Annotated in this window: 18 protein-coding genes and 1 pseudogene; all 19 read right to left on the bottom strand. The window is 41.3% G+C overall.

Annotation, left to right across the window (positions count from 1 at the left end):
* Positions 1-856 precede the first annotated feature (856 nt).
* Positions 857-1,063: pseudogene (locus G4D54_06635) on the bottom strand (hypothetical protein).
* A 475-nt stretch (positions 1,064-1,538) separates the two neighbouring features.
* On the bottom strand, positions 1,539-2,831 hold the full coding sequence (locus G4D54_06630; GenBank protein ID QJA02120.1) for a DUF3991 domain-containing protein: 1,293 nt from the start codon (positions 2,829-2,831) through the stop codon (positions 1,539-1,541).
* A 45-nt stretch (positions 2,832-2,876) separates the two neighbouring features.
* Complete coding sequence (locus tag G4D54_06625) at positions 2,877-3,983, bottom strand: hypothetical protein (GenBank protein ID QJA02119.1); 1,107 nt, start codon at positions 3,981-3,983, stop codon at positions 2,877-2,879.
* Entirely contained in the window at positions 3,983-5,122 is a 1,140-nt protein-coding gene (locus tag G4D54_06620; protein ID QJA02118.1) for a pentapeptide repeat-containing protein, read from the bottom strand. The genes G4D54_06625 and G4D54_06620 overlap by 1 nt, the downstream gene beginning before the upstream one ends.
* An 83-nt stretch (positions 5,123-5,205) precedes the next feature.
* Positions 5,206-7,227 (bottom strand): type IV secretory system conjugative DNA transfer family protein, encoded by a 2,022-nt coding sequence (locus tag G4D54_06615; GenBank protein QJA02117.1) that lies wholly within the window; start codon positions 7,225-7,227, stop codon positions 5,206-5,208.
* On the bottom strand, positions 7,224-8,855 hold the full coding sequence (locus G4D54_06610) for a hypothetical protein (protein QJA02116.1): 1,632 nt from the start codon (positions 8,853-8,855) through the stop codon (positions 7,224-7,226). Before G4D54_06610 ends, G4D54_06615 begins: the two co-directional genes overlap by 4 nt.
* Before the next feature lie 35 nt (positions 8,856-8,890).
* Positions 8,891-9,757 (bottom strand): hypothetical protein, encoded by an 867-nt coding sequence (locus G4D54_06605; GenBank protein ID QJA02115.1) that lies wholly within the window; start codon positions 9,755-9,757, stop codon positions 8,891-8,893.
* Positions 9,758-9,760: 3 nt separating this feature from the next.
* The gene (locus G4D54_06600) at positions 9,761-10,210 is read right to left on the bottom strand and encodes a hypothetical protein (protein ID QJA02114.1); all 450 of its coding nucleotides are present in this window, start codon (positions 10,208-10,210) and stop codon (positions 9,761-9,763) included.
* A 749-nt stretch (positions 10,211-10,959) separates the two neighbouring features.
* Complete coding sequence (locus tag G4D54_06595) at positions 10,960-11,451, bottom strand: hypothetical protein (GenBank protein ID QJA02113.1); 492 nt, start codon at positions 11,449-11,451, stop codon at positions 10,960-10,962.
* 376 nt (positions 11,452-11,827) lie between these two features.
* Entirely contained in the window at positions 11,828-12,067 is a 240-nt protein-coding gene (locus G4D54_06590) for a hypothetical protein (GenBank protein QJA02112.1), read from the bottom strand.
* A gap of 288 nt (positions 12,068-12,355) precedes the next feature.
* Positions 12,356-12,874: a hypothetical protein gene (locus G4D54_06585; protein QJA02111.1), complete on the bottom strand. Its 519-nt coding sequence runs from the start codon at positions 12,872-12,874 to the stop codon at positions 12,356-12,358.
* Positions 12,852-13,160 carry a hypothetical protein gene (locus tag G4D54_06580; GenBank protein ID QJA02110.1) on the bottom strand — a complete coding sequence of 103 codons (309 nt, stop codon included), beginning with the start codon at positions 13,158-13,160 and terminating at the stop codon, positions 12,852-12,854. Before G4D54_06580 ends, G4D54_06585 begins: the two co-directional genes overlap by 23 nt.
* 294 nt (positions 13,161-13,454) lie before the next feature.
* Positions 13,455-13,613 carry a hypothetical protein gene (locus G4D54_06575; protein QJA02109.1) on the bottom strand — a complete coding sequence of 53 codons (159 nt, stop codon included), beginning with the start codon at positions 13,611-13,613 and terminating at the stop codon, positions 13,455-13,457.
* 70 nt (positions 13,614-13,683) lie between these two features.
* Positions 13,684-13,956 carry a single-stranded DNA-binding protein gene (locus G4D54_06570; GenBank protein QJA02108.1) on the bottom strand — a complete coding sequence of 91 codons (273 nt, stop codon included), beginning with the start codon at positions 13,954-13,956 and terminating at the stop codon, positions 13,684-13,686.
* Positions 13,953-14,888 (bottom strand): hypothetical protein, encoded by a 936-nt coding sequence (locus tag G4D54_06565; protein ID QJA02107.1) that lies wholly within the window; start codon positions 14,886-14,888, stop codon positions 13,953-13,955. Before G4D54_06565 ends, G4D54_06570 begins: the two co-directional genes overlap by 4 nt.
* A gap of 326 nt (positions 14,889-15,214) precedes the next feature.
* Complete coding sequence (locus tag G4D54_06560; protein ID QJA02106.1) at positions 15,215-15,658, bottom strand: hypothetical protein; 444 nt, start codon at positions 15,656-15,658, stop codon at positions 15,215-15,217.
* A gap of 272 nt (positions 15,659-15,930) precedes the next feature.
* Positions 15,931-16,308, bottom strand: a complete 378-nt coding sequence (locus tag G4D54_06555; GenBank protein QJA02105.1) for a recombinase family protein — start codon at positions 16,306-16,308, stop codon at positions 15,931-15,933.
* 317 nt (positions 16,309-16,625) lie between these two features.
* Positions 16,626-16,823 (bottom strand): hypothetical protein, encoded by a 198-nt coding sequence (locus G4D54_06550; protein ID QJA05164.1) that lies wholly within the window; start codon positions 16,821-16,823, stop codon positions 16,626-16,628.
* 20 nt (positions 16,824-16,843) lie between these two features.
* Positions 16,844-17,557 carry a TIR domain-containing protein gene (locus tag G4D54_06545; protein ID QJA05163.1) on the bottom strand — a complete coding sequence of 238 codons (714 nt, stop codon included), beginning with the start codon at positions 17,555-17,557 and terminating at the stop codon, positions 16,844-16,846.
* Positions 17,558-17,593: the final 36 nt, after the last annotated feature.

Here is a 17,593-nt window from a genome sequence, read left to right as displayed (position 1 = left end):
TCTGCTTTCATTAAATGCATAGCACATAGGAAGAAATTCTGTATTGCATATAGTAAGTTCTTGCTATCATGCTAAATGATTATGCTTATTGCAGCGGGAGTTCTCGTTGATAAGGGTTTATAACAGAGATTTTCCATATTACAGATTTTTCAAATTAGATAAGCGATTTTCGGAATTGCGTTTGTGTTAAATTCCGATTATATCTTAAAACACTGTATCTATTGTATTTTTTCTAGTACTTGAATCTTTGGGTTTACTGCAGCTTAGCTGGGATAAGTCATGATTCAAAAAGATATGGCGTAACACATCATTGCAGATATCATAATGACCAGAGCAGATACGAACTCATGCATAAGCGCTGACTAGATTGCGGTTATTGTAAGGATCAAGTAATATAACGAAGTTCATAAGTGTTTGGACTACAAACAAGTCTATCTTTTAAAACGATGAGTTGTAAGGCAGAAATTGAGCGTACATCTTGGCTGGAACTGTGATATTGCGCAAACTCCCTGTGAGAGTAACATGAGTGTCGCAGCTTGAGTTTATAATATATAGGGAAGGAACCGGTAGATTGTACCATAAAAAAATAGCAGCTTGTATATTACACAATATACAAGCTGTTTTCTCTATAGTTGGAAGATGCAAAATAACACTTGACCTTTTAAGTATTAAGTATATGTTCAGGAAAAGAAATACTCCGTATACCCTTACAATATATTTGTAGTAAAAATAAATATATACTCATGTATAAATGATAAAAGATACGATTTGTATCATTTATCTTTAATCTAAAATTTTTAAAATCATTGCTAAATTTTCTTTATGCCATGAAGCACCGAAATGCTTCATTTTCTAGTTTTCCCGTTGTGTTATTTAAGCCGATAATAGCACTACCAATATCATTAAAATTCATTGCAAAATATTGCATATAAAAGAGCAGTTGCGACTGAACCAAGAGCATAAGTGAATTTATTCGGGAATATAACGCTGATAATAGATGAATTCTCCTTAAATGCAATATTTTTTCATTAAGATATTGTTTAATATCTTGTTCTTTTAGCATTTCTATTGTCCTCCTGTAAAATTGATTTTGCTTAGAAATACCGTTTTGATTTTATCATTTGAAAAAAAACTGATTACAATACATTTTGTGTAAATTCTTTGATTCGTTTAGGAAATGTCTTTTATATACTCTATTGTAACCTTTCTTTCACCATATTTATCTGCTTTAGAAATGCGTATTATTTTATTGAATTTTGAATAAGATTACGCCTGGAATAAGAATCCATAGTATTAAATACCATTTCTTCTTTGACATCAGCCTTTTATTTTGTTCTTACAGACATTGCAGAAATAATACTGATAAACTTCTTTCGTCTTTTTTACTGTAGATTTTGTTATCATCCATTCTCCACATTCGAACTGTACCAGTCCTTTGAATTAGTAATTGTATTTCGTAGGTATATGAAATTCCTCATAGCTTTGTTAGCTTCTTCCCATAGTTTGTTATACTAATTCTTATAGATCACTACATGTTTTTACTTGCTATTTAAAAATATAGCTTTATCTTTTAACATATCCGGTTGTTCATAGACCTTCTGCAGATCCTTGTTCCAGTCAGAACCGAGGGATGGAAGATCATCGACGACATTCTGTATCCTATGAAATGGCCGGACGAATGATTTGAACTCTTCTGCAGCTGCTCTGCCTGCTTTATCGTTATCCGATGCAAGTATGACAGTATCGATATTCTGATTCAGGACAGGTCGGGTAAGATAATTTACGCGGAACGTCTCATTCATGACATTACAGCTGTCGCATGCGAGCACATTGAAGTCTATCTTCTCACCGGCTTGCTTCTTGGCCGTGATATAAGACAACCCATCGATATAGGCTTCTGTCAGGACAAGCTTCGTAGCCTTTGGATCCATTTCGATGAAGAATCCGGTAAACTTATTTCCTCCACCGACATCTCCCCGAAAGCCTGAATAGGTCGAACGTACGAAGGCGGAATCTACCTTTCCTTTGTAGTTCTCACATGCAAAGACGCAGTTGCCTTTTCCATCTAAATAGATCTTACCGTCATCGACGAATCGCTTGATGAGGTCACGGTCGATCTTTCGCTTGTCACATAGATACTCATAGATCTTCGAGATATTCTGTTGTGAATCCGGAAGCTTGAATTCTATCTGCTCATATTTCGGTGCGATATACTGCTTCTTGTCAGGCGCAAGTCCGTTATGATATTCGATCAGGATATTCATCGCCTCTGGGAACGTCTTGCCTTCTGCCTTTCTCAAATATTCCAATGCAGATCCATTGATATGCTCGGTGTGCCAGAACATCGCGTTGTTCCTCGTATCGATGACGAGAGAACTATGCTGATCACAGCGGTAATAATTCTGCCCTTGTCTTTTGAAGCTGAAGCCTGCACGATCCTGCAGGAAATCCATCACGGATATGTTCTTCTTCAGAAATTCGATTTCTTCATCAGAGAACATCTTCCTGCTATTGTCTTTGTATTCACCATAGAAGCTTTTGTACAATTCCTTCGGCATGACTCTGATCTTTTCATAGACGTCCTCTCCGTTCGGTGTCCGATGATGCTGCGACAGCTGGATCTCTCGATCTGCATAAAAATGCAGGACGTTATTTTCTTTATTGTCGATATCCTCCTGTACGAAATCCTCACTGATCAATAGTACATGATATCGATAAGCTCCTGCTTCTTTTGGAAGGATGACGCGATGGCTGTATTTGGTGCCATTGGCTTGTTTGATCTTCTGTTTGAAGCGTGATTTTGGAATACTGATGTTGACGATCTCTTTCATATGTCCTTACCTCCTAAAAAATACCTGGCATCTTGCCAGGTATCATCAATCAAAATTTAAAACGTATCCTTTATGGATCCCATTCTCATCGTCATAGACGGTACAGGACGCCGTGTTTGCCTGTCCTGCGCGTACTGCTGCATTACCGGCTGCCATACATTCCTGATACGTCTGATCGAAGGTCTTACCTTCTATGAAGGGAAACGATCTGCTCTGTGCCGTAACAGGCACATCTTTTTCTATTGGTGCGACCTCCTGTTTCTGTTGCGGTGGCATATCCGTTCGTGGTCCCTCTATCTTTGGCACACTCTCTGTCTCATTACTTTTTGGCTTTTCTATATGGATATCCAAGGTCTCCTGTGCTTCATTCCCATGTGTATCGCTCACTTTATAAATGATCTTGTCCTTTGTTATCTTAGTAGTCGTTTTTGAGCGAAGATCACCATCGACGATATCGACGACAGAATCTATATAGTCCTCCGCTTTCAGCTTGGAACGATCAGACACAGTTACGCTGGATCTCTTCAATCTTATAACCGGTGCTTCAGTGTCCTTCACTTCCACGAGCAGCTTCATATCCTTTTCCTTCTTGCCGTTACTGATATGGTAGACGACCCAATAGGTGCCGGGCTTTTTCGTATCGATCTCTTCACGATTCGGAAAGGTGATCACCGCTTCGGGATCATAAGAACGGATGTAGGAGGCAGGCTCGAATGGTTCTCCTGCCTCGAGCTGTACAGTCTCACGATCGAAGGACAGGTACAACTCTTCAAAGTATTTCAGCCATTCATCCTTCGTGACATAGAGCAGAGAAACGATGATCGTGAGGACAGAGCCGATGAGAAGCATCCAGGTGATGTTCCGGAGCCACTTCCTCCTGACCTTTTCATAATGCTCATCATAGAGTCCCATCTCATTTGCTATCTTTTCCAATATCTGTTTGAGCTGTTCTTCCTTGATATCCGGATCTGTCAATCCGGATAAGTCGATACCGGATCTCCTTGCGTCTATGAGTAGCGTCAGCTGTTCGACGCTGAATCTTGGATCTGCGATATCCTTGACTTCGATATCTTCATCGATCGCCTTTTTTATGATGTACCATTGTTGGCTTGTGAAGGCAGTGTTCTGATAGCGTTGGTATCTGTCTTCCATCAGACGGCCGTATTTCCTTTCCTCGATAAGACGCTGCGATTGACAGAGATATTCATGGGGCCGGTCTGGTCCGTATTCACAGCGATGCCGGCATTTTCGAATAGCTGCAGGTTCTTCTGATCGATCTTGATGTCCTCCAGCTTTGCGCCATCGAAGGTATTCTGCGCAAGGATCGCATTCAAAAATATGGCACCGGTGAGATTACAGCCGGTGAAATCGACTCCGGTGAGGTTACAGGCTGTAAAGTCACAGTTCTTCATGAGGGAACCGGTGAAGTCGATACCGGACAGATTCCGGTTCTTCAGGTTCATCCTGCTGTAATTGCTCTTCGTCCAGTCGATGACAGGCATCTCCTCTGTCTTGCGGCAGATCTGATTCGCCCATGCTTCATGCACGTCGAGATCGTTCAATATCTCCGTTTCCTCACGTTCCCGGATTCCTTCTGATTCCATCGCCTTTCGCGTCATCTGTATATAGGCATTCAGGTCGTGAGCGATCGGATCGAGTGTCATCTGCGCATCACTGTCGAGATGGATCGCATCACGGAGCAGTTTCAGGGAACACTCCAGCATATCGAGGAAGATATCCATTCTGATCGGATCGCCGGTCTGCTTCCTCTCTTCTTCCGATACCTGCGGCTGCAGCAGAGTATCCTCTACTTTGCAGGTCTCATATGCGATATACAACTTTGCATGATCGGCGAGGGAGAAATTCGCCATCCGGAAATCGCAGTCTCCTGCGCTCGTATCTACAAACCTGCAGCGGACGAATGAGGTATGCCTGAGATCACAGGCATTGAAATTACAGTCGATGAACGTACATGCATTCATAGATGCGATGTTTCTACAGTTCGTGAAGGTGCAGCCTTTGAAGATATTTCCCTCCAATATCCTTTGGTTATATCCGGCCGTATCCATTAGCTCCAGGTTCATGAATTCACAGTTCTCGAAATAAGAAGTGAATATCTTACAGGAGCTCTTTCCTTCCAGTTCGATGATCTGGCGCTGCGGAAAGATCAGACTGGTCTTTTGCATACTATATCCGGCTTCTCGCTGCTGTCTTTCCAAGCTTTTGTAAAAATCCATCAATGATATCTCACTATTCGTTTGTACGAATCTCTTTATCTGTTCTTCCTCCATTTTCTTCTCCTTTCCATTACCTGGCAAGTTGCCAGGTAATATCGTGTTCATGGTCATTACACACATGGCAGATCACCATGTTGTTAGAAAACATCTCCATAATTCGATAATAGAGCCTTCATATCGATCCATCTGACAGCCGGCTTTGGTGATCTCTCTTCGTTTGGATCCATATTCTTGCCTCTATAGAACTTACATCTGTCATAAGGGATCATCCTTGCGATGAAAGGGGATTTCCTCTGTCTGTGGATGACGACTTCACCAAGATTCAATTTTTGTAGACGATCGATGCTTATGACAGGACGCGTCTCATACCAGCTTTTCGATGGCAGCCATATCTGTCTGGAACCACACATCTCACTGAACCTCTTCAGTGTATCCATCTGGGAGCCTAAGATATACACGGTATTGGAGCAGTTGTTCTGGATCGTCGTCGCTACTTTGTCTCCATAGACTTCTCCTAACTGAGAGAGATCCTGCACGACCAGTGAGAAACGTACACCGCGGGAACGGGATGCAGTCAGCATGCTCTGGATATCCTTCAATGGCGGGCAATTACCGAATTCATCCAATATGACATTCACAGGGATGGGGAGTCTTCCTTTATTCCCTCTGGCTTCCTTGATGATCACTTCATAGAGTTGTTTCAAAAAGATAGATACCAAAGGATAATAGGTCTTCTTCTCATCATGCACGATCAGATAGATCACCATCTTCTTTTGACCGAGAGCCTTCATATCGAAATCGGAATAGGAGGTCATCCGCATGATCTGTTCATTCATCGTCAGGATATCGATCTTCGTCGCAAGTACCTTCTTGATGCTCTGCCGTGTCTGTTCTGGTGCATTACAATAATCCATCAGATACATGTAACTAGTATCATCCATCCTTCTTGATGTTTCCAACACTGCGCCCAGGATGTTGTCGGAGCGTACCTGCAGCGCTTTCTGTTGTTCCTTCGTCAGCTTCACATCTGCATAGTTCAATCCCAGTTTGATCGCCTTGAAGTTCACGATGCCTTCCGTCATATCACCATTTTTGATCGCTTCTTCCATCAGGAAAGCTGCCATCCCGATGATGCAGTCTCTTGCGGAATCGTTCCAGAACGGATCCTTGACATTCGGATCATAGGTGAGACTGTTCGCAAGATCCTTGAGGAATTCGATCGCCTGAGAGTAGTCAGGCTCCGGTATCCTGGCCAGCCATTCTGCTTTCTCAGCAGGTGTGAAGGTGGTCTCTTCTGCTTTCCATTCCTTCAGTGCCTCCTGATGATCCATATAGGCCTTCTTCCATGTATCCCATGCCAGTTCCAGAGGAGCCCAAGCATCGGAAGCCTTCGCATTGACGAAATTCAGTTTGATGATCTCATACCCGGCTTCTTCGAATTGCTTGGCAGTATATTCATAGAGCTCTCCTTTCGGATCGTTGATAATGGCACATTCACCGGCCATACAAACGAGCTCGATCATTTGCAGGATGACAGAGAAGGTCTTACCGGAATTCGTCGTACCGATCAGCAGAGAATGATTATCGTTTGCATCGACGAAGATCGTATGTTTCCGAAATCTTGGCATATAGATGGGAAGACCTGCACGCTGTGTGACAGACTTTCCATCTATCTTCCAATGTCTTACTGTATTAAACTTATGCCAGTCATCGATTCGTAAAAATGTCAGGAGGGCATTATAAGGAAGCTTCGGATAGTTCAGGATACGATCAGCTTTTGCTAGAAAAGATGTTTCGTTCAATCCCCATCGTGTATCTTCTTTGGCTGACTTTCCTTTATCTGTTTCATGAAATTGCACTCTGGTCAGACTGCGCTTCGCTTCATGGATAGAGGAGAGATGTGTAAAATTCTTCTTGTCATCATCCAGTTTCTTCTTGGTGCTTTTTGAAAACATGCCCAGGAAGATGAATACTGCGATGAGCGATGTAAGTATATTGACGACCAATTTGGCTTGTGGTACCTGATCCAGCAGACTGAGATCGAAGGATGGTTCCAGTCTGTCAAATACGAGTGTGTTGATCAGATTGATGGCCGCAAGATCCATGAGTATCCTTGCAAGCAATGTCCCAAGCAGTGAGATCATGAGCTTTCGTATCATATATATTCTTTACCCCTTTCTTCACTTCGGATCTGTTGTTCCTCATATTCTCTTATGAATCTTTCCAGATCTCTTTCTTTTTCCTGTGCGTCCTGATGCAGGATTCGCTTGGAGCCTTTTTTCAGGACTGCACTTAGTTTTTGGTTGTGGAACACCTTTGCTTTCTTCCGCATCCCCATACGGACATGGGGACCTTCTGAGCGAGCGTGTGTGGATCGTTGGGAATCATGCGGTATCTCTTTTGAACTATCCGTAAGGAACTGCACATCAGTCTCATCAGTCGCATCTATAAGCGATATACGGCTATCTTGACCTGCAGAGATCTTAGGCTCACCTTCGGATAACGATATATCCTTCGTATTCATATAGCGGAAGAGTGTGTCTCTATCGATCTGCAATGTATCTGTTTCAGAGATGTCTTTCCAGGCATCGAGGTTTTTAGCATACCGATGGAGCGTGTAGCTTTTATCTTGTTCGATTTCGACATGATAAAAGCCCCGTTCATCCAGGAACAGGGCTAAATCAGATGGCAGGTCGATACAAGCTGCTCGATCATGCAGCTTTATACGATATACCTGCTCGTCCTGATAACGGATATTCTGTTTTGAGAACCATAGATCATATTCTTGTTTGCATTCTGTCTCTTTATATTTCGCATGTTCCAGGATCATATTCCCGAGCCGGGTGTAGAGCTTATCCAGTTCTGTTTTCTTGAAGTGGGAGATCTTCTCATTCGCAAGTGTGTTCTGAAAATCATCCAACATCTCGACCTTATTGAGCCACTGTTCATATACCTTTCCTATTTCTTCGTCTTGCAGCAAGGAGCGGATGATCAGGTTGAGCTGTCTCCTGTATGGTTTCATATGTTTGGAATTATAAGAGAGTCTCCCTTTTTTCGGCAGCGTCGTGTAAAAGCTATGAAGCAGCTGGTCATTGAAACTCATGTCAATCCTGGAGATCAGAGTCTTCCTCAACGCATCTTTTTCCTTGAAGATATCCTTCGGATCCTTTTTGTATGTTTTAGCAAATTCCTGTCGGAGCCCTAATTCCTTCAGCCATATACTTTTATATTTATCCAGATATTTCTGTGCCAGCTTTCCACGCGTTCTGGTATGGACCTTCTCCATGAACACGATATGCATATGGGGATTCTTCTTATTATTGTGATAATTCATCCACCAGATCATGTTGTCTGGATCGAGACCGATACTTTTGAAATATCCGGGCAATAATTTGGAAACGATGGCGGCATAATCATTGACATCATACATATTGCTTTGGAAGGAGTCCTGATAGTTTTTTAGAGAGATGACGGTATCCCAACAGATATCGCCATCTTTACAGAATGCCTTAGCTATCTTCTTCTTGAATCCTGCCATTTTTTCTTTCGTAAGCCAGCCATCGCTGGAAAAGGTACGCGTCGTATCATCCTGACTCGTATATCCTAAGAGTCCACCTTCATGCATACTACGTTCTTTCCTTCTGTCCGCTGCTTTTTCTCTGCCGGTATATTCACTCCAATCTAATAGAGACTCCGTAGATATCGTTCCTTTGAATCGAGACCCTTTCGGTGGAGCTTTCCCACATTCCAGGAAGCGGAATTTACTGATGACATGAGCCTTACTCATAGATGGGACCTCCTACCTGGCAGATTGCCATGTGATCAAAAACCGATATCTGCATGCGATCGTAACACCTCCAGTTTTTGTTGCATATAAGGCTCAAGAGTCATTTCCAGAGGTTTACTCATAGCAGCATTTTCAAATATGTGGTTCAGGGATCTGTTGAGTTCAGGATCATCATATTCGACTTTGCTGCCTATCCAGGACCCGTGTCTGTCATTTATGGCATTCACGAATTTGATCGCATATCCGCCTGCATCTCTCCAACATTCAAGATTGTGGTTATAGTCATCTACGAGGAAATCATTCTCTTTGATCCTTATCGGTACATAGTCAGTCTTACTTTCTCCATAAGGAACCAGGATCACGTTGTGCATATCCAGAGAAGGGAAGAGTTCCTGCAGTACCTCCCGCTTTTCCTGTTCTGCAAAAGGAGAGTCGATATAATGTGAAAGGATATAGACCTGTTCAGGGTCCTGTATCAGCATCTCCTGCAGGCAGCGGACTGCCAAACGATGGGTGGGAAGATTCTTAAAATATCCTTCCTCGTATAGTGGTTCAAGAGAAGTCAGGGTATTATCAAGTTTGAACAGGACGCCATCCATGTCGAAAAAATATCTCGGCTTCGCAAAGCGTTCCTCCATATAGGTTTCCATGAGGTCATTTAAAAAGTCAGCACTGAATACCTGTTGTCCCTTTTTCTGACACTGTCGTTCTATATGTTCCAGCAAGGTATGATCGAAATGATCTTCTAAACAGTTCATATAAGATTGCCTGGTGACGTTCAGGAAATTCTCAAGCATGTCATAATTGAAGCCATTGGGGTCGGTGCCGCGCATCTTTCGATAACAGGAGAATCCCTTTTCCAGATGATCACTCAGACTATCAAAAACATCCTTGATGAGCATAGATCAATCGACCTCCTCACCAAGCTCTTTAGCGACTTTTTCATAGATACTATCTTCAAAGATACTATCAAGATTTTGGACAAGGTTTCTTGCATCTTCAAAATCCTTTGGTTTTTCTTCATCCGGTAACCTAAAATTTTTGAGCATGGTGACACCGGCTTCATAAGACATCATGGCATAGCGGAGGATATGGTTGAGGGTCATATCTCTTTGGTTGTTTTGTTGTTTTAGAGCATCCTGGATCATCAGATTCATTCTGGTAAGATAATCGGAACCGGTGTCTTTATCCAATTTCATTGCATAATAATTATCGATGGCTTCTTCTAAAATTTCTCCTTTCGTTAGTGTGGACTCATTGTATTTTTTCTTTCTTTCTTCTTCTAAATAATATAGCTGTTGAAGTTTATCTAGAGCAATATCGCTGACTCGAATAGATAAAGTTTTTTTCTCCATTTGGTACTCCTTCCAGTCTATTCATTGACTTAAAAATTAGATATTGATCGCTTGCTTTTTGTATACATATAAAATTGAGTATGTATACATATTTGTGTTCTAATGCTTAAGATTACGTGAAATCACCTTTATATGTAAGGTATATGAGCTGTGTATACAAAATGTATACACGTATACGATTATTTATGGTTACATGTATACAGAAATGTATACTTGTTCTATAAAGCGAAATACAGATTTTTAAAGCCCTCTTTGATATTTAAAAACTATGATAAATAAAGGATTTATTTATGTCTGCATAATGTATACATATATTCTCCAAAGCACTAAAAAAAACGGTCGTTGACCGTTTGTTCCCACGAAAACGTATACGTTTTCCCTTATCCTGCTTCACTAAAAACAGCGTTTTTAGTGAAGTGGCGGCTCCCGAGAGGGAGCCAGCCATCTCTGGTACTCTCTTAAGGTTGATCCGGCATGAATAGTTGTTCTATACATTCTTTTTTTTATCATCTTTTTGGATATCCTCCTTATCTTTTGATATGCTTTTATACTGTTATGAATCCTACCTGGCAAGTTGCCATGTTGGCTTTCGAGTGCTCTTTTACATATCCCCACCGCGCGATTTGCGAAGGCGCTGCTGCCGCTGGCACTGCCATCGGCAGCTATGGAAAAATGAAGGAAGTAAAAAAAGGCCTTCTCTTCGATGACCTTTTCAAAAACATTTTTCCTATTTTTTTTAATGAATTTTTTTATACGGCGATCGTACCAAATTCTACGAATTTGTAAATGAATTCGCAGAGATGAGAAAGGTTATATACCTTATATGTGCAAGAGGCTTTTTCGTTCTGCTGTCGGATTGAGAGCACTCCGGTGCGGTCCGGATCCAGCAGATACAGACCATCAAAGATCCTTGTTACTTCCTCTTTACTATGCATCAGGCCTTTTGCGGTCGCTGCCCATTCATACGCCACTTCTTCAAAGATTCCGTATTCATAATCAATAAATAACATTGTGTTCCCACCTTGTAGGATCTCACCGGTAACTATATCTCTGTCTATTTCTTCATATGCAGTCAGCAGCAATTTCTCAATCTCGTTTTTATTGATGTGCGGGTTATGGATCGTGATCTTTGCGACCGTGTCGTATAGGCTGGAGCGGACAGATACTTTTATATCTTTTGATGTGTATCCGGATTCCTTTAATGTCTTTCTTATCTTTGTGCTTAATTCTTTATTTGTCATTTTATTATTCCTCCATGCGGGGTTACCGCTCACTTCATGTAAGGTAGCTGCCTTATACTTTCTTCACACCGCTGAAGGTGGAGCAGTCAAGGAGCCAAAGGCAGGGTGGAGATTTTCCGTTAGGAAAATACGACCCGGTCCTTGACTGTGGAACCGCAAGCGGTATTCCATAGCTACATGGCAACTTGCCATGTAGTCTGTCGGCTCATAAAACGACTGTGCTTTATACAGGGAAATCTTCATAACCTGGCAATTTGCCAGGTTATATAGAATTGGGTTTATCTTTCTCCTATCGGCGTAGATTACACGGACGCTGCTGCCGCTGGCACTGCCATCGGCAGCCATAGAAATTCTTAGAAAGATACATACTTTGCCTTTACACTTTCTTAAAAATATAGCCATGTTTTGAAAATACACCATTCATTTTTTCAAATCCTTCTTTTAGTATATATTCATCAATTTCATCAATACTTTTGCAATATCTTCCGATTCCTGTGTAATATAACACACCATTGAAATTATTATAGATTCTCACACTGTACGGATAATCTTCGTTGCCATATTCGATTTCGTACATTTTTAGAATTTGTTTTTTCATCGTTTGAATTGTTTTCATAGTTATGTCCTCCGCGCGGGGTTACCGATCGCTTCATGTAAGATAGCTACCTTACACTTTCTTCACACCGCTGGAGGTGGAGCAGTCAATGAGCCATAGGCAGGGTGGAGATTTTCCGAAAGGAAAATACAACCCGGTCATTGACTGATGGAGCCATAAGCGGTATTCCATAGCTACGTGGCGACTTGCCATGTAGCTGGCCGGCACCTGAGCCGGCAGAGCTATCCAGCATCTTTTTACTTGATCAGCTGCTCGGTAGTATATGAAATATCCTAGAGGAGAGCTCCTCTAGGATATCATGTCTTTGACTCTGGTCATGATTTCTTGAAAGACCTGACTGTCTCTTTTCAGATGTCCTTTTACATCTATGACCCTTGCGGTATTTATCCATTTGGAATCGTTTATGAATAAGACAGAGCGTTTCTTCATCATACCTACCTTTTCCAGGCGCATCAGGTGTCTTTTTCCGTTCGGGGTGTCCTTACTATAGGCTTGCGCATAAGCTCGCTCATTGCCGCTCATCGGCACGACATACGCTTTATTTTTATATAGGCTCAAAATGAGTCCGAAATGCTGGAAGCCTATCTCTTCGATGAATGCATTTCCGAAATCGATATAACAGATATCTCCTACACGGATATCGACACCTTTTTCCGTGCAGCTATGGTCCTTGTGATGATTGTGATGGTTGAGCATGGATATATAGAGCGCTCGGAGGTTATCGCAGGTTTCGAGTTCTTTCTGCTGTAGTGTCAGTATATCGTTCATCAACTTTTTTCTTTCTTCACTTATGGAGATCGTATCCATCCCTCACTTCCTTCAAGATGAAATCCTTGAATTCTTTTTCCGTTCCTACGAACAGTAGCCATGACTCTGTATCACGGAAACGGTAACGGATATCACTTGTCCCTATGATCAGGACATAATCGACAACGCTATCTCTCTCAGGTGATAGTAAGAAGCCTGAGCCCTCTGTGGATTCGACCCACTTCCAACCTCGCGAAAGGGTCTCGACATTCTTGATGTGAGATACCGTGCTGTTTCTGATTATAATGTTGTTGTCTCCGATGATCGTATTCACTACATTTTTCATATTCTTCTCCTTGCGGGGTTACCGCTTACGATCGTAAGGATGAGTACCTTACACTTTCTTCATACCGCTGGAGGTGGAGCAGTCAGGGAGCCGCAAGGCAGGGTGGAGATTTTCCGAAAGGAAAATACGACCCGATCCTTGACTGAGGAGCCGGATGCGGTATTCCATAGCTACATGGCAATTTGCCATGTAGAGGCGCAGCCAAAAGGGAATCGATGATATCGTAAGATCTGAAGCTATCTCATTGCATCAAGTTTTCCGTCTTTCTCCCTTAGTCGTGATGAGTCATTACACTTATTTTTTATCTTTGAGACGCTTAGCATTCAACCATCGTATCATTTCAACATACATATAACGTAAGTTTTCATACATTTCGATTTCTTGTTTATAGCGCTTGATCCGTAATAATAAATAGATGATATACAGTGACTGTATCAGAATGAGTAATTTCATATTTTTACATCCTCTCTTTCGACTATCTGGCATATGGGAAACTACCTGGCAACTTGCCATGTAGTACATGCTAATACCTCGTGATGTGATCTGCTATGAATTCATAGGACAGATGTACCTCACCGGATGCATTCTCACTCTCATGGGAGACGATCTGTCCTTTTGCCATCACACTATCACCGACCTCCAGAGGACGGTTATCGAGTAATTGCTCATATGACATCGATATTTCATAGGATGCACCATCACTGGAAGAGATATGCATATTGAGAAAGCTTCGCTGGGTTGCCGATATCCTTGTCCTGATATCCTTTATCCTTCCACTTATCATAAACAGTTTCATTTCGTGATCCCTCCTAAGTTTTCGATATTCCCACAGATATCGATAACGATATCTTTCGATGTATTTCTCAAATCTCTAAGCTTGGATATTTGTTTTTCAAATATGCTAAGGTCATCGACATGATATAAGATAGGGACTCTAAGGTGAAGCTCATGAAGCTCTAATAGATCACGATGACCTACCTTGATGATCTGATAATAATCGATTTTCAAAATATTTTTAATATAGTTATAGTTTTCAAAACGATCAGTAAGATCTAAGAAAAGATATAGATCCATCAAATTCATATGTTCACGGTAAGACCTTATATCATCGGAAGACATGGATCGTAATATATAGTCGATGATCGATCTTTCATAATCTTCTGTCCGATGACCATTGCAGGAAAAATATGCGATCCTCCACTTCCGTGCATCTTTCTCGTTTTCTTTAGAAAATCTCATACTACGTTCTATACATTCATATAGTTCATCATCCGTAATATTTCTAGTCCATGCATGTCCGATCGTGCGTTCCTGCATTCTTATCAAATCAAAAAATACCTGTGTATCAGATGTATCTATTCCCAAAACTACGATGATATCCTCTGGAAATTCCTTAGCTACTTCCTGTACGGTCATTTCCATTCCTTCAATGATTAGGGTGATATCCGGATTGTTATGACGAAAAGATTTGATATAGCTTTTTATAAACTCTAAAAAAGCTGTGGAATATGTATCCTTCACCTCGGTCTTATTATCCTTTGCATATATATCCTGTATCCCACATGCATAAAACGCATGTCTTACTTCATCCATTGCTAAGATACTAAAAGCACCATATGACAATAATTTTTTAGCAATCGTACTCTTACCAGTCCTTGGCTGTCCTAATATGAATATGTTTTTTATTTTTTTGTTATGTATTCCTTTCAATACGATACTCTCATTCATGCTTGCCTCCCGTAAATGTATTTTTATCTATTATCTTCTTTTATTGCTTTTCCTTGCAGGGTCACCGCTTACGATCGTAAGGATATGTACCTTACACTTTCTTCACACCGCTGGAGGTGGAGCAGTCAAGGAGCCGTAAGGCAGGGTGGAGATTTTCCGAAGGAAAATACGACTCGGTCCTTGACTGAGGAACCGTAAGCGGTATTCCATAGCTACATGGCAACTTGCCATGTAGAGGCGCAGCCATAGTTAATATACTGATTCAAATGCCGGATATCAAAATGAGATAGAAAAATCGAGAGAGGTGTCTCTCCCGATTTCTTTGTTTAGACTAGGTCATCCAATGACAATCCATCATATGTATTTTCTTCCGCTTCTGCTTGAATAGGCGTATCTTTCTGTAAAGCATCATATTCATCCAGTAATGCTTTTACTTTCGGGTCTCTCTGATATTTTTTCAGTTTCTCCATATACTGTATCTCCTTGACTTTGAGTTCCACCTTTTTAAGGATGACATCTGCACTAATTTCCGCTTTCTTCTTTTTCAGATATCCCTCGATATCCATCTTCATGAGATAGGTACTGATTTCGAATGGCATGGAAATCGCCTCAAAATTCGTGAGTTTCCGAGAGATAGAAACAGTAATGAATCCGTGTTCCTTACTATCGATGACCAAAAGGTCAAATTCATTTAGGGCTTTTTCGGATGCTACATAGGCATCCTCATTATTCAAAACTACTAATTGTGACTGTACTTCATAATAATGCATATCTTTCCTCCTGTGCGGTTCTTCCGCTATCGACTGTAAGTGTAGCTACCTTACACTTTCTTCACACCGCTGGAGGTGGAGCAGTCAAGGAGCCATAGGCAGGGTGGAGATTTTCCGTAGGAAAATACGACCCGGTCATTGACTGATGGAGCCGTAAGCGGTATTCCATAGCTACATGGCAACTTGCCATGTAGAGGCGCAGCCGGAGAGGAAAGAGAGAAAGCTGCCATTCCAGCAGCCTGTCTTGTATGTCGTACCTCGCGTATATCCGGTCATACCTCCTGTTTCTTCCACTTTATCTCTTTATGATAGAGCTTCTTCAATTTATAGAAGGTCGATCTCCCTATGTTGAGCTGCGTTGCCGCCTCCACTGCCGTGATCACATGTTGGGATTGCAGGACAGCCAGCTTCAGGAACTCATCACTGCAAGGGATCGCCGGGCGGCCTATGCGGATCCCGTTCTTCTGTGCCTCTTTTATCCCCCTCATCATTTTTTTCTTAATATCAGCCTCATGTTGGATGATCGCTTCACACTCCTTTATCAACTGCCGGAACGGTTCCAGCATTTCTTTTTCCACTCCCATATCAGCGAGCTGTGTGCAATTATCCCTGGCCTCCTCCAATGTCTTTGATAATCCTTCCGTTTTCATTCATGACACCTCTTTCTCATCACATAGATAGCTTGGCTTCTTCATATCTGCTACATATATCTTACACCAAAAGTTCCGTCGCATTCAATAGATATAGTACGGGCATCGTCTTGAATATATGAAGGGGATGGAACAGTGAGGGACTGCCTCAATGTTCCGGTATATCATCCTTATCCACGGCTGAGGAGTAGGAAGCGCTATTTCATAGTTACCTGGCAAGTTGCCAGGTAATGTAGGTAATGCTTTTCATGAAGCTCTACTACGCTATCTTCCAAAAAGAAAAAGCAGGTATGTTTCCTTCTTCATTCGTTTTACCTTTAACATTCCTTCAGCTTTTTATGTACTGCTTTTATAAAATCATCGAATGATTCCGTTTGAGCATCAAAATACTTATAGTCACTCAATGAGTAAAATATATCCTCAGGGTCCACATCATCCAATCTTATGATCATCCATGCTTTTCTTCTACTGATGACTTTTGTCCAGATAGCTCTTAGCTCTTGTTTGCCCATCATAGAGTTCCGAAATGCATGACTTAAAAAAATAAAGCCAGCTCGCATTCGCTTAAACCACTCAGGATACTTTCTAATATATGATCACCGTAATCCATGAAGACCCTGATACCACTCGTCTGTAGCTTATCAATCATATTATCAATAATCTCTTTATCTTTCCATGCATAGGATATGAATACTTTTTTTCTTTTTGATTCCGTTTCCCAATAATATCCCTTTTCATGGAGCTCGCTGATCTCCGCATACTGAAAACTTGAAACGAAGAACACCTCAAACATTTGGCGATTCATTCTCGAACTAAAAGAAATTTCATTCCACATCCTATTACGCATATCTTCAAGGAATTCTTTAGATCCCTTATCATAAGATACATCGATCTCATATTTTTTACAGAATTCGATGATATCTTCACGATCCCCATCATAATCAAAATAAATATAAGATCTTAGATGATATGGTATATTTGATACGAATAGCTTTACGATTCCTTTCGTTCCAACGAACTCGTTCAACTGCCAACACCGATCGATCCACTGACTTCTGCTTCCGTAGGGTATCTCAAAACAATATTTCTGCCTCAATTCACTCACCTCGTATATATGTATCGTATTATCATAAATAAAAGTAATTATTTTATCAAGGTTTTTCCATTGTAGTTCCATGTGTATCCAAGGCAGCAGCTTTCTCGGTGGTTCTTCCGGATATCCCAGTTCTTTCAAAGTGTATGTGATCATCCTTGCACCTCCTCCATCATTGTCAGATCTTTTGCG

Source organism: [Clostridium] innocuum, from assembly GCA_012317185.1.
In the GTDB taxonomy this organism is placed as follows: domain Bacteria; phylum Bacillota_I; class Bacilli_A; order Erysipelotrichales; family Erysipelotrichaceae; genus Clostridium_AQ; species Clostridium_AQ innocuum.
This window is presented reverse-complemented; position numbering and strand designations above follow the sequence as displayed.